The sequence below is a fragment of the Paenibacillus sp. J22R160 genome (genome assembly GCF_059692135.1).
Map to the genome: position 1 here is coordinate 76,072 of NZ_JCAUAU010000013.1, position 20,231 is coordinate 96,302.

A 20,231-nucleotide genomic window follows, 5' to 3' on the forward strand; every position below is an offset into this window, starting at 1 on the left:
TTACATAGAGCCTTAGTGGGATTTCCGCTAAGGCAATTTGTAGTCCCGACGAGTCATACACGATACAGCCAATTTTCATCTCAACAGACAAAACAAATTACATAAAACTTAGCGGGAACCCCGCTAAGGCTTTGCTTTAGGGAACTGGAGTCCTCTATTTTGAGGAAAATAAGCTTTTTCCTCTCGGAGCGGAACTCCAGGGTCTTATCCAGCCTCCATGGCATGTTTTTAAGGTGAAACTGCCAAAATAACGGATCATAGTTCCCCCTACAGGTGGAATATTTGTCTTTTCACTGAAATAGCGGCCTGTAGTTCCTATTGCACGAGTCATAGTAAACAGCTGCTGCCCGGCTTTTTTTTAATTTCAACACACATCCTCGCAAGTTATCTCTCAGCAAAATGAAAGGGTTATCAGGCTAAAAAATGCGCCATATCAGTTAATCTGATAGAACTTATAAATTCATTATAATTGACCTGAAACTAAACCTATGATAGCTTCAAGAGAGTGAAATTTTATGTGACAAATTAATTGGGGAATTTCTTATTACTGCAAGATATGAGAGGTGGATTTTGTTGGAACTTCAAGTAACAAACAGTCCTTTTAATCAGGAGCAAGTAGAACTGCTTAATCGTTTACTGCCTACGTTAACAGAATCACAAAGAGTCTGGTTGAGCGGTTATTTCACAGCTATGAATGGCGTGGCAGGGTCAGCTAGTGCTGGCACAGTACCTGTTGCACCTGTAACAAATGCAGCGCCAAGCGTAGAGGCAGTTTCCAAAGAAGTCACCGTACTCTTCGGATCACAGTCCGGTAAAGCGCAAGGTTTGGCCAAAAAGTTTACCAAGAAGCTTGAAGAACAAGGATTTCAGGTAACGCTTTCTTCCATGTCCGATTTCAAACCGAATGCTTTGAAAAAGGTACAAACTTTGTTGGTTGTTGTCAGCACCCATGGTGAAGGGGTTCCGCCGGATAATGCGATTTCATTCCACGATTTTCTTCATAGTAAAAGAGCTCCTCAATTAGATGGTTTACAGTATTCCGTGCTTTCGCTCGGTGATACGTCTTATGAGTTCTACTGTCAAACGGGGAAAGATTTCGACAAGCGTTTGGGTGAACTCGGCGGCAAGCAGCTTGCTCCTCGCGTAGATTGCGATGTCGATTTCGACGAACCAGCAGCAGAGTGGATGAGCAGCGTACTAAGCACGCTGAGTGCATCATCAGCTTCGTCATCCGCAGCATTGGCTGGTGCCGCTGTTAGCACTACGAGTGGTGCGGAATCCGAATTTTCCAGAACGAACCCCTTCCAGGCTGAAGTTCTTGAGAACTTGAATCTGAATGGACGCGGGTCAGACCGCGAAACAAGGCATGTGGAGATTTCCCTGGAGGGGTCGAATCTTCAATATGAGCCAGGCGACTGCTTAGGCATTTACCCGGACAATCATCCTCAACTTGTCGAGGAATTGATTGCAGCAACGGGCTGGAATGCAGATGAGCTCGTTACGATTAATAAAAATGGCGACAAACGTTCTGTAAGTGAAGCATTAACACATAATTTTGAGATTACAGTTCTGACGAAGCCGCTGCTTGAACAAGTTGCGAAACTGACTGTGAATACGGACCTGAATGGGCTAGTAGCAGCAGGCAATGAACAAGAGCTTAAATCGTACATCAACGGTAAAGATCTGCTTGATCTGATCCAGGATTTCTCGCTAAAAGGTATCGCAGCAGCTGAATTCATCGCGGTTCTGCGCAAAATGCCTGCTCGCTTATACTCCATCGCCAGCAGCTCCAAAGCTTACCCGGATGAAGTGCATGTAACAGTTCGTACGGTACGCTACGAAGCGCGTGGTCGTGAACGTTACGGGGTATGCTCGGTTCAATTGGCTGAAAGAATAAAAGCAGGCGATTCGCTGCCGGTTTACATTCAGAACAATCCGAATTTCAAATTGCCTGAAAGTTCAGATACGCCAATCATTATGATCGGACCTGGAACGGGGGTTGCTCCTTTCCGTGCCTTCCTTGGCGAGCGTGAAGAAACGGGTGCAGAAGGGAAATCATGGTTGTTCTACGGCGATCAGCATTTCTCAACAGACTTCTTGTATCAGATCGAATGGCAGCGTTGGTTGAAAGATGGCGTTCTAACGCGCATGGATGTCGCATTTTCGCGTGATACGGATCAGAAGGTCTATGTTCAGCATCGCATGCTCGAGAGGAGCAAAGAACTGTATCAATGGCTGCAAGAAGGAGCTAGCGTGTATGTCTGCGGGGACGAAAAACGCATGGCTCATGATGTTCATGAAACATTGGCAAAAATTATTGAACAAGAGGGCGGTTTCAGCTCAGAAGAAGCTGCTGAATACTTGTCCCGGATGCAACAGCAGAAACGCTATCAGCGGGACGTCTACTAAGACGAGATCGTTGATTGCTAGAGGAGAGAGCCGATATGTCAGAAAACAATTTATTGTCGAAGAACAGCGCACCGCATAGCGAAGTTGAACATATTAAACAAAGAACGAATTATTTGCGCGGGAGTCTCGCGGAGACGCTTCTAGGTACTATCACGGGATCGATCCCGGAAGATGATAACCGCTTGATGAAGTTTCACGGCAGCTATATGCAAGATGACAGAGATCTACGCAACGAGCGTCAAAAGCAGAAGCTGGAGCCAGCTTATCAGTTCATGCTGCGCGTTCGTGCAGCCGGCGGTATCGTGACAGCGGACCAATGGCTTATGATGGATCGCGTTGCACAGAAATACGCGAATGGAACCATTCGCTTAACGACTCGACAATCCTTCCAGCTTCATGGTGTACTGAAATGGAACATGAAGAAAACGATACAAGAAGTCAATGCCTCGCTGCTAAGCACGCTGGCAGCTTGCGGTGACGTTAATCGTAACGTTATGTGCAACCCTAATCCTTACCTTTCGGATGTGCATGGTGAAGTTTACGAATGGGCTTGCCGTATTAGTAACCATCTAGATCCACAAACTCGCGCGTACCATGAAATTTGGTTGGACGGAGAGAAAGTCATCGACAGCCAAGACGCGGAGCAAGAACCGATTTACGGAAAAGTATACTTGCCGCGTAAGTTCAAAATCGGTATTGCCGTTCCACCATCTAACGATGTAGACGTGTTCTCACAAGATCTTGGTTTCATTGCCATTGTGGAAGACGGGAAGCTGAAAGGCTTTAACGTATCCGTTGGCGGCGGCATGGGCATGACGCATGGCGATACGCTGACGTACCCACAGGTAGCTCAAGTGATTGGATTCGTTACACCGGATCAAGTCGTGGATTTGGCAGAAAAAACGGTCACGATTCAACGTGATTATGGTGATCGTTCCGTGCGTAAACATGCACGTTTCAAATATACAATTGATGACCGCGGCATTGAGTGGTTCGTTGAAGAACTTACTGCTCGCCTAGGCTGGAAGCTTGAAGCTGCGCGTCCTTATCAGTTTGACGATAACGGAGATCGTTATGGCTGGGTCAAGGGAAGCAATGGCAAATGGCATTTCACCCTATTTATCCAAAATGGACGCGTCAAAGATGAAGATAACTATCAGCTGTTAACTGGACTTCGTGAAATTGCCAAGATACATTCCGGTGATTTCCGACTGACAGCGAACCAGAATCTGATTATCGGAAATGTTAGCGCTCAGAAGAAGAAAAAGATCGAAGAATTAATCAAGGAGTACGGCCTTACAGATGGTCTTCATTACTCCGCACTACGCAGAAGCTCCATGGCTTGTGTGTCACTTCCGACATGCGGCATGGCGATGGCGGAAGCTGAGCGTTACCTGCCTGATTTGATGGACAAAATCGAGCCGATGCTGGAAGAAGCAGGCCTTAGCGAGAAAGAAATCACCATCCGCATGACAGGCTGCCCGAACGGTTGTGCACGCCCGATGTTGGCAGAGCTTGCGTTCATCGGTAAAGCACCTGGCAAATACAACATGTATTTGGGCGGCGGTCACGCGGGTAACCGACTGAACAAGCTGTATAAAGAAAATATCGGCGAAAATGAGATTTTACAATTGCTTGGGCCGATTATCACCCAGTATGCCAAAGAACGCTGGGATGGCGAGCACTTCGGTGACTTCGTTATTCGCGCTGGTTATGTGAAAGAAGTCCGTTCCGGACAAGAATTTCACGCATAACTTGTCATCTTATAGGGGCTGTCCTGAAGATCTTAACGGATCTGAAAGGATAGTCCTTTTTGAATGTTAATAGGGATATTGTGGTAAAATATTGCAAGGTTTGACTTATAAGGAGCAAAATAATGACTGACACCATCGTCTCAGCGATTACCAAAACACAAAATAGAAAAAGCCTATACCATTTTACACGCGCGAAAAATTTACCGGCTATTGCTCATTTTGATACGCTGTATTCCAGTTATCAAATGGATCCTTCTCAGAAGGGCGAACGTCGGTTAGCGCCAAAGCATTTGAATTATCAAGAGCAGAAGGTTACGATCAATTCCCATTTGCGAATCGCTGAAAGCATGTTCGATGCCTCTACGACACAAGAGCAATTTCGGGCGTTTTTGGACCGGCATGTCTTTTTATGGCCAACCCTAAAAGATTGTCAAAAAATGATGGCAACGTATGCTAGAAGGGAACCGGAGGAGGCTTTTGCTGTTCTAGAATTTGATGCGTCTGCATTGCTGATGAAACACAGCGAGCAAGTAACGTTCTCTAAATACGACTCAGGCAGCTCGCCGCGATTCCCCAATCATTGTTCGTATAAGAAAAGTTTGGCTATGTTTTTGCCACTAAAGCAGTTTGGTCTTGTAAAGAATGACTTAGTGCCAAGCACCCCATCGCAGATAAAAGAGATTCTAATCGATGGTCAGATGAAGGGTGTGTCCGAGCTTTTAACAGCCGTTTATGTCAGCAATTGGGGAGAAGTTCCTGCGAGTTGGCGTGATTGGGCACGTCCATGGGGGAATATAATCGACTAATTTCGAGCAAACAAGCATCTACCTGACACTATCCCACATATACTGTTACATCAAGGAATTCATGTCATATGACAGCGGTCTGACGAGGAGGGGTACAGGTGAGATATACGGTGCAATATATATCTCTGAATAAAATTAAGCCGGAAAGTACCACGAGCAAAACCTCACAGCGAAAAAAAGAGTTGAAAAAAGTAGCGCAAGATCTGATGCATTTATTGGTTGTGCAAAAAAGCAAAAAAGACAAAGGCTACGTCGTCATAGAGGGACATCAGCATTTGAATTTCCTCAAAAAACATACGCATAAACAATCAGCTGTGTGCCTTGTCGATGAAAGCAAACTATCTGCGAGTGTTGGGAAATTTGTTGATCGTTTTCGCAAACAGCCGCTGCCCTATGACATTCCAGCAATCAAATCGGATCGGGTCACCGTCAGCAGTTGGTCGATCATCCGTACATTTCTGAAACGTGAACCGCGGTTTCGTAAGCTTTCGCGCAGACAGCAGCTGAAGGTACTTCGGCTCGGTATGCAGTATAAGAAAACAACGGTTCGAAGCATGCAGGATAAGGTTGATGAATTATTTAAAAAAATAGTCACGCATTAACAAATGGACGTTACGGGGCTGCTGAGGCAGCTCTTTTTGCTTCGGATTGTTTTTCAAGCAATTTCATCTTTTGGACAAAGGGAATGAGGTATAATTAGGGGTGTAGATGAATGAAGGAGTGATTATGCCCATGATAGAGAACGTACGCACGAGCAATGTACAGCGTTTCGCCGGATTTGGCACGTTGTACGATCAGAATCGTCCCACGGCTCCGCAGGAAGTTGTTAAGCTGATTACAACGTACTTGCAGCATACACCGCAAACCGTTGTTGATGTAGGATGCGGCACGGGTCTTTCAACTTTTATATGGCTGAATGAAGCCGATCAAATCATTGGCGTAGAGCCGAATGATGATATGCGCGCTGTAGCCGTTAGCAAGTGGGAGGCCATACATAAACCGGACAATATGCAATTTGTAAAAAGGCTTTCGCATGAGCTGGAGCTGCCGTCTGCATCTGCTGATGTAATCACATGCTCGCAGTCGTTCCATTGGATGGAACCGCAAAGCACATTGCGTGAATTCGCACGCGTACTCCGTCCTGGCGGAATATTCGCTGCTTATGACTGTGATTGGCCGCCAGCACTTGATTGGAAGATTGAAGAGCAGTATAAACGGCTTCTCGCTTTAGGCGACGCTAGGGCGCTAGAGCTGGCTCCGACTGAGCAGCAGGCACATAAATGGGACAAAGAAGGGCATTTGCAGCAAATTCGCAATTCAGGCTTATTCCGATATGCGAGGGAGATTGTTTTTCATAACTGGGAAACGTGCGATGCCGAGCGTTATGCTAATCTTGCTTTCAGCCAGGGAGGCTTGCAAACGGCGCTGAAGTTGGGAGCGGATGAGCTGCGCGCGGAATTTTCGGCGTTCCGTGAGCTAGTAGCCGAGGCATTCGGTGGTGCGGAACGGGAGATTATGTTCGGTTACCGGTTGCGCATGGGTGTGGTTTAGGTTTCAAATGGTCGGCTATGATGGAGTTCGCATCATAGCCGTTTTACTTTCTACGAGCTGTAGCTGGCAAGTAGAGGTAGGCCGAGCTCCGATTAGGACGATTCTTTAAGATGCTTCGGAAGAATTAAATGGAAATTCTACCGCAAATCTGCGCTACTCAGCCGGTTGGAAAGTAATAGCGGTAGATACTCCATCTAAATTGCCGATGGCTGGTCAACAGCTGCTAGTTTCGATAGAAATAACGGGAGGAATGCCAGTTATTCGGGCAAAAGTGGATGAATTGCGGCGAATAGCAGCAGTAATCGGCGTTATTGACAAGTAATCCATCCACTCAGAAATTAACGGTAGTTTTTACCAGTATTCAGAAACGAAAGTATGCCTTTACTTGACCTCAACCACGATCGGATCTAGCAGTTGCCCGTGCACATAAGGGAGCAGTCGCCAACGCCCGGATCCTGGCAGCATCATCGAGGTTGGAAGCACTCTATCGGCACCATTATGTGGTCCGCCTAAAGCATTGGCTGAGCTCAAAGGGTTTGAAGCATAAACATTGATAAGGTTATCAGATCCCTCTTCTACCGCTTTAACCTCGAAGGGGCCATTTAATTTTTCGTCCGTTCCCCAAAAATGCCACATATATTTCTGAAACATCCCTGCCTTGAACCCTGCATCGATAAAGCCGACTTGATTTTCAATTCCACGCAGCCAATATGCATCTGATTGGAACTGGGGGGTTATCTCCCAGGAAGCAGGTTGCATTAATAACATTAAAGTGCCGTATAAGTTATCATTTAGTTTAACATCGATACGCCACATTCCATCTAGTGGAAGTGCAAATCGGAGTGCGTACCTTTCTAGCCCGGGGTAACCGCCGCTTGGTTCTTTAATCACCTCAGAAGAGATTGTTTCCACTGCACCTGATCTCAAATGAGTTGCTTGCATGATCATGGTTTTCCCAAAAAAATTCTCGAATGGTTCTTCAAAATGAAAAATGTACCCGTTCATTTCTCCGGCTCTTGCATCGGGTTGAGGAGATACAGAAATGAGTAAGAGCCCATTCTTATAATATTGTTGCTGTTCAATCACCGAAACATTTGCCATCTCAAAAGAAGGAGCATCTAAAGATGGGATAGCATCACTTTTCGCAAAAATGAAGAAGACAAACAAAACAATGGTTACCGGTAGTAGAGTTGCAACTGCTATCGAAGTGAACCTTCGGTTACTACGTGTGGTACTAGTTCGAAGAAGTACTTTATTTTTCAACTGAGGTGTAAAATGATTATCAGAAAAAGGTGATTGAGCCAATCTCTTTGCCCAGCATGGCTTTTCTTCTTTCATATGTTATACCTCCTCATGTTCTCGTGCTTTCCCCGAACTTTTCCATTAAGTCACACAGTATACGATCGCGGTCGTAGCCATGAGCTAGAAATTGTAAGTATTCCATTTGGTCCGACAATGTGTTCACCTCAATATATAAGACCGTTCAGAACATAAAAGGTTCCCAGTATGTTTGAAAAATATTTTCTGAATCGTGATAGAAATTCATAAAATGCTGTGTCTTTTAGTTTGAATCCACTCATAATGAAGTGAGAAACCCAAATTAAAGGAGAATGACAATGAGAAAAGTTGTTTTATTTATGCACGTATCGCTAGATGGCTTTGTAGCTGGACCCAATGGGGAATTGGATTGGATCTCCTATGACCAAGATTTGATGAATGCTGCGGATGAGATTGTAGAGACAGTGGGATCCCCCATCTATGGTCGCATAACTTATCAGATGATGGAGAACTATTGGCCCGCCGTGTTGAACAATCCTGAAAGCACGCAACACGATATCGATCACGCGAATTGGATCGAGAACATTGACAAGATTGTAATATCCAAAAGCCTTAGTGAAGTTCAGTGGAACCGTACAACGCTGATTAACGAGAATATCGCAGAGGAAATTGGGAAGCTCAAGCAGCAACCGGGAAAGGACCTTGTCATCTTCGGCAGTCCGAGTATTGCTCACACATTCATGGACTTGGACTTAATCGATGAGTACCGATTAACCATTAGCCCAATCGTGCTGGGGAGTGGTACGCGATTATTTCAAGAGGATAAGAAGACGAAACGCTTGAATCTCCTATCTTCCAAGACACTGCCTTCAGGCGCGCTGGTGCTTCATTACGAAGCTAAGAAAGAGCAGTAAATACATTCGACTGTAAAAGTAGAAAAGGAGCTAAGCGAAATTAAATCGCTTAACTCCTTTTTGCTATCCGCCTAAATTGGAGATTCGGTTGATTAGCCCTGTGATGTCCGTAATAGTGGCAAGGATTTTGGAATTTTGCAGGTTATCGAGCGCCAAATGCCCATTTACTACTACCTGATTAATCTCGTCTAACAAGATTTTATTTTTCTCAACTAATTGCTGGTGAATATCTTTTGCGAATGCAGGCACGCTTTTCAAATTAAATTGTTCAATATCTGTTTTTAATGCTAGTAATTGATCTTCAAGCTTCTGCTTCGTTTCAGGATTCGTAGCCGCGTCTTTGATCATCTGAGGAGCTTGTTCAGCAAATGTACTCAGTTTGTTTATGTGCGCTGTGGCTTGATTGACATAATCGAGTGATTGATTGGCTCCATCTAAGAACGAACACGCCCCAAGCATCATGGATGAAAGAACAACGAATAGCAGCAACGATTTTCTCATCAATAATCACTTCCTTTTCCGTGTAATTTGAGAAAACGGGTTTGGTTTGGTATTGTTTTAATACGCTTCAATAGAAAATAGGGTTTCAAGATAAGGAGGAATTAGCATGACGACTTTTATAGACAAGATCGCACTGATTCGCGTCGTTGACGGGCAAATATTGGGTACACGCTCAAAGGGTAAAGAACTATATTATTTACCGGGAGGCAAAAGAGACCCAGGGGAGACAGATACCGAGACGTTGATTCGGGAAATCGAGGAGGAGCTTTCTGTACAGATTAAACCGGAAACGGTGGTTCATTTCGGAAACTTCGAAGCACAAGCAGATGGTAAGGCAGAAGGCATTGTGGTGAAAATGGCTTGTTATACAGCAGATTTTGACGGAGAGCTCAGTCCTGCTTCCGAAATTGATGAATTGGAATGGCTGTCTTATAAGGATAGGGAACGAGTCTCTCGTGTGGTTCAAATTATTTTTGATCACTTGCATGATGAGAATCTGCTGCCATAGGTTTATACGTTTTGCGCAACTAATTCTCTCTCTTGACGTCAAATTAGGACGGAAGGGAGAGAATTACTTTGTCTATCATTAAAAAAGTGGTCGTTCAAGCCGCTGCGCTTATGGTACTGGCTTTGGCAGGAAGCGCTTATGCGTACGACGTTTCCTTAAAGCCATTTACGGATGTAACCAATAAGGATTGGTTTCAAAATGAGGTCTATTCGCTATCGGCGATCGGTATTATTGACGGATACTCGGATTTAACGTATAAGCCTGAAGGAATTCTGACGCGAGAAGCGTTCATTAAATTGCTGATGAATGCCAAACAAGAGGAGGCTGCTTCTGGACTAGCTGTTGCAGGAGCTCCATTGGATGTTGAACAGGCAAGGTGGTCATATCCATTCGTATCCGCGGCTTATGAGCGGAAATGGATTGATTTTATGCTGGATTCGCAGGGCAAGTTTCACCCGGAAAAGGCGATAACCAGAGAAGAAGTGGCTAGTGTTGTAGGTAAAGTGCTGCTCGCTGCTCAGACAGCCGAGGCTCGCAGCCGTTGGACGCTTCAAGGTTGGCAAGCTGAGAAAGAGAAGAGAAGCTTTGCTGATAGCGAAGCCTTGAACCAAAATCTAGGTCCATATGCCTACTCCTACTATGCGGTCAATCAAGGGATCATGGAAGGCGATCAATTGGGTTTTCACCCTAAGCAATCCCTAACACGCAAAGAAGCCGCTGCTATCATTTATCGTTTTATTCAGTCAGAAGTAGCCACTCGTGAGGTAGAGACGGTAGGCTTTTATGCAATTAATTCTTATCCCGCGATAAAACACATACCGCTGCTCGATCAAGTTACCTTGGGATGGTCGCATTTGAATTACTCGACGCCAGGTAACGCCCAATTAGAGACAGCGACGACCGAATATCGCATCCCTTCCGGCTGGGAGGAGGTTGTTCAGACCGCAAATGCAGCTAAGATCCAGAAAAATTTGATGGTTTATTACGGTGAGAAGAATCTTAAGGATTTCTTGAAGGACGAGCCCGCGCAAAAGGCGTTTATCCAATCTTTACAAGCCGTTCTTACGGATGCCAGATATGGATTCACTGGGGTAACGATGGATTTTGAGGGGCTGATGGACGCATCAAGCGCTCCTGACTATAGCCAATTTCTGAAAGCATTGAAAGCAGCAATTCCGACCTACCCATTAACGGTTGCTGTTCAGCCTGATTATTATTATAAAGGTTATGATCTAAAAGAAATCAGCGCCCTGGCGGATACGGTTATTCTTATGGCTTATGATTTTACGCATAATGACAGTAAACTTCCTTCTGCTCCGCTGCCGCTGGTGAACGATGCGGTGAAACGCACGTTAGCGTTTGTTCCGAAAGAAAAGCTCGTGCTTGGGATTTCTAAGCAGGCTAATCAATGGATTACAGCAAACGGGGTATCTGAACTGTACGATCCGGAGATTGAAGCTGTTGAGAAACGACTTGTAACACCAGGAATTAATCAGACGATGAGTTTACCTTATTTTCTGAGAGAGATCACTTTTCAAGATAGTCGCGGCAGCCATGATATTTACTATGAAGATACGACCAGTGTCGATAAAAAGGTATGGCTTGCGAAGTATTATGGGTTAAAAGGCATTTCTTTATGGTACATGGGCAACTATACGGATTCGGATTGGACATTATTTGAGTCAAAATAAGAATAGGGGCTGTCTGGAAGGGTCGGAATGACCTTCTATGACAGTCCCTTTCATTTTCACAGAGGAAATCATGAAAATCTAAAAAAAACCCGAGTTCCCCTAAAGGAACCCAATATGAGGGTCGCGCGGATTCGTATACGATAAAATTAGAAACCATTGGAAGCGGTTACAACAGGTACATGCCAACATTTATGATACGGATGATCGACGGATTCAGGGTTGAACAGAAAGCGCTTGGGCGCTTTCGTTTTATCATAACATGCAAAGAAATGAGGGGTACGATGAGAAGGTCAAAATGGATGGCATGTACGATGGCTTTTGCTCTAACTACTGGACTGGTGGGCTGCAGCTCGAGTGCAGATAAGCCGACAGCTGCGTCGCCTGCAGCTTCGCCTGCTACGGCGAGCGCAGCACCTGTGGTACCGCAAGGACCAACGAAGTTCAGCATTTCCTTGCGAACATTAAATTTTGATTATGTAGAAAAAGCAGCCAATCTGAATGAGGACAAATGGGTGAAAGAGCTGGAGAAGAAAACGAATACAGACCTCAATATCACTTTAGTGCCTCATGCCGATTTTGAGAAGAAAATGGTTCAAATGTTTGCGACTGGTGACATTCCAGACGTCGTGCAAGCAGGAGCAAGTACGAGTGGTAAAGAGCTTGCAGGCTCTGTCCAAGCAGGCGTTTTCCTTGAATTGAACGACCTTATCAAACAGTATGCGCCAAATTTGTTGAAGACGATTCCGCAAGCAGCATGGGACGAAGTTACGCTGAACGGTAAAATATATGCGATTCCGGAATATATTTCTCAGCCTTCCCGCAGGGCGACTTGGGTGCGCGAAGATTTGATGAAGAAAGCTGGTATTACGAAGGATCCCAAAACGGTTGATGAGTACATGGAAATGCTGCGTGCATTTAAGAAAATTGGTGTAGAGCATCCGTTCATGGGACGTCAGGATTTTAAATATGCGGATATTTTCTTTGGTGCTTATGATGTCTACCCGTACCTCAGCCAATTTGAAGTCGTCGACGGGAAAGTGCAGCCGAAATTTTTTGACTCGGAAAACATGCAAAAGGCACTTCAAACGTACAAAACGATGTTTGACGAAGGCTTGATCAACAAGGAATTCGCAACGATTAATCCGACCAATTTCAAAAACATCATTTTGTCAGGTAAAGCCGGCATGTGGGAAATGAACGCGCAGGAGCTGCTGCAGTGGCAAACGCAATTGAAGCAGGCTGTGCCTGACGCCAAAATAAAAATTATTCCTTCTCCGGTAGGCACAGACGGTAAAGGCGGCGGGTATTTGTACTCATCCGGTGCGCGTTCGTATTTAATCAATGCGAAGACAGCGAAGGATAAAATCCCGGGCATTCTTAAGTTCTTTGAGTGGCAAGCATCGGAAGAAGCGGATAAGTGGTTCGATTTGACTCTGCCAACAGAACCGAAGACAGATGCCGAGGTATCTGAACAGCGTTATCTGAGCGGCTTCCTTCATATGGTCAAGGACGATGCGTTCCGCAAACAAATTTTGAACACCACGCAGGATGGGAAGGATCTCCTCAAAACGTTTGAGACCGTTTTACCGAATGAAGGACGCGGTGGCTTGGAGTTTGATCCGATTTTGGAAGCTATGCAAAAAAATCCGGATATTGCGCCATTGTCAGATACGGCTCCTGCTGTATTGCTCTCGCATATGGTTAAAATGGTGTACGGCAAAGAGCCAATAAGCGATTGGCCGAAGGTGATCGAAGAGTGGAAATCCAAAGGCGGGAACGATGCGTTGAAGGCTGCGAATGATCTCTACCAGAAGAGAAGCGGCATGAAACTCAGAGGCCCAGAAGCTCAGAAGTGGAAGTAAGTTAACCTAATAAAGGCTGATCTAGAGGTCTGAAAAGACATGCTAGATCAGCCTTTTGTTATGTCTATGCGCTCCAGTGAGGCGGCCGACGGAGTGATACCGGAAGCTTGGTATGCACATCTCCTTTAGCTGCATTGATTTGGAACTGCGTGAGGAAGAGGCTTCCCGTGAAGTCAGCGCCACTCAGGTCGGCATCGCGAAAGTCAGCTCCAATCAGATCCGCTGATCGCAAATCTGCTTCTCTCAGGTCCGCAGCGATCAGGTAGGCGCCTCGCAAGTGAGCTCCTCTAAGATCCGCGCCTCGGAGATTGGCTCCGATCAGATCGGCTCCTCGTCCGTAGCTCTTTTGACGCCTTCGCGAGCTTTTCTGCTGCTGCTGCTGAACACTAGCTCTCACGAGCTCGCTCGTCTGCAGGAGCAGGGTATTCACTTCTGCACGATGTGCCGCAACGTCAAGTCCCAAGAGCGCTTTAGAGCTTAATGCAGTGAGGCGTTCCGTTTCATCCCGCGCTGCACGAAGCGCTTCATGAATAGATCGCGTCTGCTCAAGCTCAAGCGCTTCTGTCAAATACCAGAGCAGTTCATAAAGCATCCTCATGATAGGGAACACCTCAAACATTTGTTTCGCGGTTTCCGGCGCTTTCACCCAATTCTTGCCTCGATAGGTCACTTGTGCGACATGCTGACCAGCACCAAAGCAGTCATAAACGGTGCAACCGCGATACCCGATCTTCCTTAGATCTTGGTGCACGCCGCAGCGAAAGTCATCTCGCAGGTTATGGCAGGGCTGGCCGGCATGCTTATCAACCGCAAAGTCGACTGAGGCAGCAAAGGGCAGCGCCACACAGCATAGCCCAAAGCAGCTTTCGCAATCCGCCCGCAGACGGTGAAAGTAGTCATTTGAAACAGCTATAGATTCATGAGATTCCGGCATAGGTTGTCCTCCTTATGCTAGCTTTCTATGACATTCAGATATTTACAATATAAATTTAAGGCTTTATTTCGTCAACGGACAAGATTGTTATAACGAAACTTGCTTAGATTGGATGAAAAATCAATTGTTTTAATGATTTTGAGCATCGACTTATTTTATTATCAACGCTATTGGAGGTTTTGTTTATAGGCAAGCTTGCCGTTGTGCGCCATAATGAAGTGTGATTGTTGGTGTATATTTCCATTTCATGTGTACAAGTGGATAGGAGGTGTGTAGGCGCAGTTTTTAATGAAAACGTTAACAAATTGTTGGTCAATAGAAACGGAGGATAGCCAAGCATGATGAAAAAGGCGATTAGCTTGATGATGGCTTTGAGTTTGACCGCTGGATCGTTGCTGACTGTACCTAGTGCGAGCACGGCAGCAAGCCCGGCTGGAACGCAAATCCTGCCTCTACAGGATGTCACGGTTTATTCGAATGGATATCAAGTAAACGCTAAAATCGTAGCCTCTGATACGGTTAACTATCATAAGCACGCGGAGGATGGCGGAGAGACGGATGTTATGCGTGCTGGCTTACAGCAAGATGGGGCATCGGCTTATACATATTTAAAGTATGATATTTCAAGCATCCTGCCTCTAATAAATTCGGACACAGAGATAGCTCTGGCAGTTAAAACTTCTTCAGCAGCGCCGACACAACTAAGTGTATATGGACTACATCCCTTGCAAACTGCTGCGGATTGGTCAGAATCGACGATGACATGGAAAAGCAAATTTCTGAATGTAACGGATTCAATAGATACCATAACAATAACGAATTCACCATCTGTCTATCAGTTTATCCTCTCTGATTACTTGAGGGAGAGTAAGAAAGCTGGAAAATCCGTGCTGGGGCTAATGATTAAGGCGGAAACTCCTGGCGCGATTGAGATTAGAGGGCATGAAACCACAGAAAGCGCATCGGCGGACCTGATCCCGACTTTAATCGTGAACGAGCAGAGTACGAATCTTCATGCCCCGCATCCGTACACGCCATCGGTACCTTTCGAATACGGCAAGAATATGCCGCCACTGCATGACACGCTCGTGTACAACCCGGTCACTACAAACAATAAGGATGCGGACAAAAATTACCACAGCACCAACAATGTTGCATCCATTGCAGATGGGATGACTGCCGAGTTCAATAAATCAGTCGGCTATTATAAGTTCGATATTTCTAACTTGCCGGATGCTGCTCATATTGGAAAAACGCTATTTTCGGTGTGGGGACGTGATACGTCCAAAGCAACTTCAGCTACGGCGACCAATTATGTTCAAATATATGGAGCTGAAAATGCGGGGAATTGGACAGAAACCGGACTGACTTGGAATAACAAACCTGCAATAGGGGCTGCTCCGATTACCGAAGTGTTGTACAAAGCGGCAAATGATTATCAAGACGCCGATATTACGGATTATGTGAAACAGCAGAAGCAGAAGGGTGAAAAGACGATCACACTCGTGATGGCAGCCAAGAGCAGCAGCGGAATCTTCTATCATCGCGGGAAAGATACGACAGCTTCTGGGCAAATGCCGCCAAGACTTATCGTCTCAGATCCTGCGGACGTACCTGAAGATATGCACCTAGGAGCTGATGGCAGGAGCCGGCTTTATCCGGCAGACTGGTACCCAGGATTCAAGGATAGCAAGGGGCGTTTCCTGCACGATTTTTCATTTGCTGGCTACCATTTGGGAGAAACGCCAATTCCAGTTACAGATGCTGCAGACGGTATTGATGTAACTAAAGCGCCCTATGGAGCTGATGCGACGGGGCAGAGAGATTCCACGCAAGCGATTCAGAGCGCGATCACAGATGCTGCGGCAAAAGGCGGCGGTGTCGTGTACCTCCCAGAAGGCACCTATCAGGTCAATCCGCCTGCAGGCAAGGATTTCTCATTGATCGTCCCAGTAAGCCATATCGTGCTAAAAGGGGCGGGAATGAATAAGACGTTTATTTATAACGCGACTGAAAATATGAAATCCAAAGATATTATCCGTGTCGGTGATGGCGATTGGAAGAAGACGAATGTCTCCACCAGGCTGAGTAAAAACGTTGCGGAGCCCAGCGCATTAATTCCAGTTGAAGACACAAGCGGTTTCGCCGTCGATGACTATGTGTTGGTCACTTTTGAAACAACAATGGATTTCTTGAATGAGCTTGGTATGCAGAATAAATGGGCGTCCCGCCTTGGCAAAGTCGAGCAACTGTTTTACAGGCAAATTGTCGGTATTGATCACGTTAATCGGACGATCACACTAGACATTCCGACTCGGTATGCCTTAAAACAAAGGGACAACATTACGATATCGAAAACAGAGGCTCCGATTTCCGAGGTTGGCATTGAGGATTTCTCGATTGCTAATGTGCAAAATCATAACAGCGGTCTAGGGGAAGACGATTACAAGGTCGTCGGTACCGCAGGCTATGAAAGCGATAATGCGAAAGTGATCAATATGATTGCGGTTGCGAACAGTTGGGTACGCAATGTTAGCACATATAAACCTGAGGGCAATTCAACCTATCATATTTTGTCCAAAGGGATCATTTTGGATCGCACGAAGAATGTAACGGTTGATCATGTCACGATGCAGTACCCGCAGTACAGGGGAGCTAACGGCAATGGCTATTTGTATCAATTTATCGGTAATGATAATTTGATTACGGATAGTAAAGCGATTGCAGCGCGCCATAGTTTTACTTATGCGAATTTCTCGGCCAACGGAAATGTGCTGCATAATGTTTACTCCGAGAACTCATCATTGATGACGGATTTTCATATGTACCTCAGTATGGCCAATCTGATTGACAACATGACGTTGAATGGGGACGGTATTTCTGCAATAACGCGGGATTACGGATCATCGGCAACGAATAGACATGGTGTTGTGACGACGGAAAGCGTGTTCTGGAACACGACTGGTCAAGCTGCACATAGCTCCAAAAACGGCATTATTATCGAGTCGGAGCAATTTGGTAACGGTTACATCATAGGGACGAAAGGCGCTGTAACCGGGGTGAATGTCAACATCGTCGGCTCGATCCCGGATACGAACACCAAACCGTTCGACATGGCGGAAGGCGTTGGCGAGGGCACGAAGCTGGTCCCTCAGAGCCTATACGTCGACCAATTTACTCGCAGAACGACCGGGAAGGAGCTTGCTTTGCAGTACCTGCTGGTCAATGGAGAGGCTATAAATGGCATGCAATTTCTGAAAACAAAGTATACGTATGTGCTGCCATTCGGAACTACAAAGGTACCAACGATTGATGCCAAGCCTTTGGTTTCAGGTGCTGCAATCACCATTACTCAACCGACAGGGACGAATGGAACAGGCATTATCCAGGTGTCCAAAAATGGGGCAACGCAAGAATATCGCATTCAATTCCAAGTGGCAGCAACACCGGTTCTGCCCAAAAGTATAACGATCGCGCCTGACAAATCGGTTCCAGGCTGGAGAGCTGCAGGCAACGTAATCAGTGTAGGAAGCAGCGGAAAGCTGAAAGCATTCCTTACACTTGATACAGGCGAAGTAGTCAATACGGAGAAGGCAAATATTCCTGTAACATATAGTGTAAATAACGAAGAAATTGGCACGCTGGATAACGGCTGGTTCAAGGCTTCTCATGCAGGAGTGGCTAAAATAACCGCGGAAATCGCCTGGAATGGTGTGAAAGTCAGCGCTTCCGAGAACATAGAAGTGCGAGACGCGATGGCTGAGCCGGAAGGAAGCTTTGCCAAAATTGTTGGGGTGACCGCCAGCGCAGATGATGGCAACCTGCCCATAAATACCATCGATCGTGATCCTGATTCAAGATGGTCAGCCGAAGGCAGTGAACAGTATTTGCTGCTCGAGCTGGATAAAGAACAATGGTTGGATAACATTTCCATTTTATTTTATAGCGGGAATCTGCGTTCCAACTATTTTGACTTGGAGGTCTCCTCTGATGGCATAACGTATCAAAGAGTGCTGACACAAGCTGCCAGTCATAAGCAAAATCCGAACCAGACAGAAGCTTTTGCCTTCGATCCAGTCAGAGCTAAGTACGTAAAATACATCGGTCACGGAAATGAATTAAATGCGTGGAACAGTATTATTGAGTGTTGGGTACATTTAGCCCAGATTGATACTCCTTTTACTACGCTTAGTGTTGCTGAATCTGTGTATGGAGGACAATTGTTCCAAACGTCATTGGGACTAGGGAACGTTACAAGCAGTGTTTATGCGGCGGTCTATGGCGTTGATGTGACGGTTACTTATGATCCCAATATGCTTGAATTTATAACGGTTGATTCATTGAAGCAAGGATTTGTGATTGACCCTAGCAGCGTTCCTACCCGTCCAGGAACCATTCAAATTAAAGCTGCAGCTAGTAAAGCAAGTGATGCGATGACCTCCAGCGGAGATTTGTTCCATTTACAATGGAGAGCTAAACAGGTTTCTCAAGCTGCTTCTAGCCGGATTAGCGTTACTTCAGCTAAAATTAAGAATGGGAATGGACAAGAAACAGAAGCATTAGCGACGGAACTGAATGTCATTGTCAATGTTAAGAATTCCACGGGATCCTCGGGGGAAAGCGATCAGTCGGGTTCGGACACAGTTTCCGGTCCGCCCCTGCCAAATGTGCCAGTTGTACCTTCAAAGCCGGAAATACAGGAGCCTGGGAAGCCTGCTATAGTTCAAGTCCTTGTTAACGAAACAGTGAAGGAAACAGATGCCGACGGGATGACAGTTGCAAAAGGTATCGTTAGCGATGAGGTCATCCAAAAAGCACTCGATGCTTTGAGTTTGGAGGCAAAAATAGGGGCCGTTCAACTGGTTATTGATATGGTGGGGCAAGAAGATAAAGGAGTTGTCGTTGTCCCTGCTGTTAGTATGATTTCTGTGCTAACCAAAGCGCCTAACGCAGTATTAGTTGTAAAATACAATTCGGTAACCTATGAGTTCCCGATCAGTGGTTTGGACATGGTTGGGCTTTCCAAAAAGCTTGGCGCTGAGCCAGCCGGAGTAGTAATTGCGATTCATATTGAAAAGCTGACTGCAGCTGATAAAACTAGCTTGCAAAAGGCAGCAATAGAAAGTGAAGCTAAGCTGCTCCACTCTGGTATTCTGTTCGAGGTTACAGCAGAAAGCAGCGGGAAACAGGTACAGGTTGAGGATTTCGGCAGCCTGTATGCTCCTCGTACGATTTCATTACCTGGCAAAGTAGATGGGCTTCATGCTAGCGCGGTTTCGTACGATCCTAAGACTGGCGAGTTGAATTACGTGCCTGCTCTCTTTGAACAACTGGATGGCAACACACTGGTTACAATTTATCGGACAGGTAACAGCATATATACGGTTGTAAGCGCGAATAAATCATTTGCAGATGTAGAAGGACACTGGGCAAAAGATTCGGTTGACTTGTTAGCGTCTAAATTCTTGATCAAGGGAGCTGCTGAAGATCAGTTTATGCCGAATGCTGAGGTCAGCAGAGCGGAATTTGCAGCGCTTTTGACAAGAGCAATCGGTCTTAAGCCCAAAACAGCCGGAACCTTTGCGGATGTCCCCAGCTCGGCGTGGTTCGCCGGTGAGGTGGGTGCTGCTTCGGCTGCAGGGATTATTAATGGCTATGAGAATCATGAATTCAAGCCAGATGCCGATATCACGCGTGAGCAGATGGCGGTTATGATTGTACGTGCCATGAAGCAGGCAGGCTTTGAAGTGAAGGCGGATTTGGCTCTGCTGAATCAATTCGCGGATAGCCGTCTCATTAGCGAATACGCGAATTCAGCTATCTCCCAAGCGATGCAGGCGAAAATCATCCAAGGTGCAACAGAGGATTCCTTTGCTCCTATGGTTAATGCGACTCGTGCTGAAGCGGCGGTCATGCTGAAGCGCATGCTGGACTACATGGGTTTTAATTAGGCTAGAAAAGAGGTTGTCCCGTTTGGCTTGAATAAGCCGAGGGGATGACCTCTTTTTACTGAACCGTTATCT

General features: G+C 45.9%; 13 protein-coding genes. 10 read left to right on the plus strand and 3 right to left on the minus strand.

The genetic code is table 11. From position 1 onward, the window contains the following. Positions 1 to 573 precede the first annotated feature (573 nt). The 5 genes from AC58UW_RS22535 to AC58UW_RS22555 all read left to right on the plus strand — a co-directional run bounded on the left by AC58UW_RS22535 (position 574) and on the right by AC58UW_RS22555 (position 6,520). Positions 574 to 2,409 carry an assimilatory sulfite reductase (NADPH) flavoprotein subunit gene (locus AC58UW_RS22535; protein WP_497422843.1) on the plus strand — a complete coding sequence of 612 codons (1,836 nt, stop codon included), beginning with the start codon at positions 574 to 576 and terminating at the stop codon, positions 2,407 to 2,409. A gap of 35 nt (positions 2,410 to 2,444) precedes the next feature. Continuing rightward, positions 2,445 to 4,163 (plus strand): assimilatory sulfite reductase (NADPH) hemoprotein subunit, encoded by a 1,719-nt coding sequence (gene cysI, locus AC58UW_RS22540; protein WP_497422844.1) that lies wholly within the window; start codon positions 2,445 to 2,447, stop codon positions 4,161 to 4,163. A gap of 122 nt (positions 4,164 to 4,285) precedes the next feature. Next, on the plus strand, positions 4,286 to 4,969 hold the full coding sequence (locus AC58UW_RS22545) for a DUF7002 family protein (RefSeq protein WP_497422845.1): 684 nt from the start codon (positions 4,286 to 4,288) through the stop codon (positions 4,967 to 4,969). A gap of 98 nt (positions 4,970 to 5,067) precedes the next feature. Next, positions 5,068 to 5,571, plus strand: coding sequence for a hypothetical protein (locus AC58UW_RS22550; protein ID WP_497422846.1), 504 nt, complete (start codon positions 5,068 to 5,070; stop codon positions 5,569 to 5,571). Positions 5,572 to 5,701: 130 nt separating this feature from the next. Further along, positions 5,702 to 6,520 (plus strand): class I SAM-dependent methyltransferase, encoded by an 819-nt coding sequence (locus AC58UW_RS22555; protein WP_497422847.1) that lies wholly within the window; start codon positions 5,702 to 5,704, stop codon positions 6,518 to 6,520. Between the two features lie 381 nt (positions 6,521 to 6,901). On the opposite strand, the gene AC58UW_RS22560 is transcribed toward AC58UW_RS22555, so the two are convergent. Then, positions 6,902 to 7,858 (minus strand): DUF4871 domain-containing protein, encoded by a 957-nt coding sequence (locus AC58UW_RS22560; protein WP_497422848.1) that lies wholly within the window; start codon positions 7,856 to 7,858, stop codon positions 6,902 to 6,904. Between the two features lie 278 nt (positions 7,859 to 8,136). On the opposite strand from AC58UW_RS22560, the gene AC58UW_RS22565 reads away from it, so the two are divergent. After that, positions 8,137 to 8,712 carry a dihydrofolate reductase family protein gene (locus AC58UW_RS22565; RefSeq protein WP_497422849.1) on the plus strand — a complete coding sequence of 192 codons (576 nt, stop codon included), beginning with the start codon at positions 8,137 to 8,139 and terminating at the stop codon, positions 8,710 to 8,712. Positions 8,713 to 8,775: 63 nt separating this feature from the next. Here the strand turns inward: AC58UW_RS22565 and AC58UW_RS22570 are convergent, their stop codons facing one another. Next, positions 8,776 to 9,213 (minus strand): DUF6376 family protein, encoded by a 438-nt coding sequence (locus AC58UW_RS22570; RefSeq protein WP_497422850.1) that lies wholly within the window; start codon positions 9,211 to 9,213, stop codon positions 8,776 to 8,778. 106 nt (positions 9,214 to 9,319) lie between these two features. On the opposite strand from AC58UW_RS22570, the gene AC58UW_RS22575 reads away from it, so the two are divergent. The 3 genes from AC58UW_RS22575 to AC58UW_RS22585 all read left to right on the plus strand — a co-directional run bounded on the left by AC58UW_RS22575 (position 9,320) and on the right by AC58UW_RS22585 (position 13,274). Next, a complete protein-coding gene (locus tag AC58UW_RS22575; RefSeq protein ID WP_497422851.1) occupies positions 9,320 to 9,721 on the plus strand; it encodes an NUDIX hydrolase in 402 nt (133 codons plus the stop codon). A 68-nt stretch (positions 9,722 to 9,789) separates the two neighbouring features. Continuing rightward, a complete protein-coding gene (locus AC58UW_RS22580; RefSeq protein WP_497422852.1) occupies positions 9,790 to 11,412 on the plus strand; it encodes a glycosyl hydrolase family 18 protein in 1,623 nt (540 codons plus the stop codon). Positions 11,413 to 11,693: 281 nt separating this feature from the next. Then, complete coding sequence (locus AC58UW_RS22585; RefSeq protein WP_497422853.1) at positions 11,694 to 13,274, plus strand: extracellular solute-binding protein; 1,581 nt, start codon at positions 11,694 to 11,696, stop codon at positions 13,272 to 13,274. A gap of 64 nt (positions 13,275 to 13,338) precedes the next feature. Here the strand turns inward: AC58UW_RS22585 and AC58UW_RS22590 are convergent, their stop codons facing one another. After that, positions 13,339 to 14,208, minus strand: a complete 870-nt coding sequence (locus AC58UW_RS22590) for a pentapeptide repeat-containing protein (protein ID WP_497422854.1) — start codon at positions 14,206 to 14,208, stop codon at positions 13,339 to 13,341. Between the two features lie 338 nt (positions 14,209 to 14,546). Between AC58UW_RS22590 and AC58UW_RS22595 the strand changes: the two genes are divergently transcribed. Further along, complete coding sequence (locus AC58UW_RS22595) at positions 14,547 to 20,159, plus strand: CBM96 family carbohydrate-binding protein (protein ID WP_497422855.1); 5,613 nt, start codon at positions 14,547 to 14,549, stop codon at positions 20,157 to 20,159. Positions 20,160 to 20,231: the final 72 nt, after the last annotated feature.

Coding starts and splice junctions, on each gene's coding strand:
- AC58UW_RS22585 (WP_497422853.1), top strand. CDS start 11,694: ATGAGAAGGTCAAAATGGATGGCATGTACGATGGCTTTTGCTCTAACT.
- AC58UW_RS22575 (WP_497422851.1), top strand. CDS start 9,320: ATGACGACTTTTATAGACAAGATCGCACTGATTCGCGTCGTTGACGGG.
- AC58UW_RS22565 (WP_497422849.1), top strand. CDS start 8,137: ATGAGAAAAGTTGTTTTATTTATGCACGTATCGCTAGATGGCTTTGTA.
- AC58UW_RS22555 (WP_497422847.1), top strand. CDS start 5,702: ATGATAGAGAACGTACGCACGAGCAATGTACAGCGTTTCGCCGGATTT.
- AC58UW_RS22570 (WP_497422850.1), bottom strand. CDS start 9,213: ATGAGAAAATCGTTGCTGCTATTCGTTGTTCTTTCATCCATGATGCTT.
- AC58UW_RS22545 (WP_497422845.1), top strand. CDS start 4,286: ATGACTGACACCATCGTCTCAGCGATTACCAAAACACAAAATAGAAAA.
- AC58UW_RS22560 (WP_497422848.1), bottom strand. CDS start 7,858: ATGAAAGAAGAAAAGCCATGCTGGGCAAAGAGATTGGCTCAATCACCT.
- cysI (WP_497422844.1), top strand. CDS start 2,445: ATGTCAGAAAACAATTTATTGTCGAAGAACAGCGCACCGCATAGCGAA.
- AC58UW_RS22595 (WP_497422855.1), top strand. CDS start 14,547: ATGATGAAAAAGGCGATTAGCTTGATGATGGCTTTGAGTTTGACCGCT.
- AC58UW_RS22590 (WP_497422854.1), bottom strand. CDS start 14,208: ATGCCGGAATCTCATGAATCTATAGCTGTTTCAAATGACTACTTTCAC.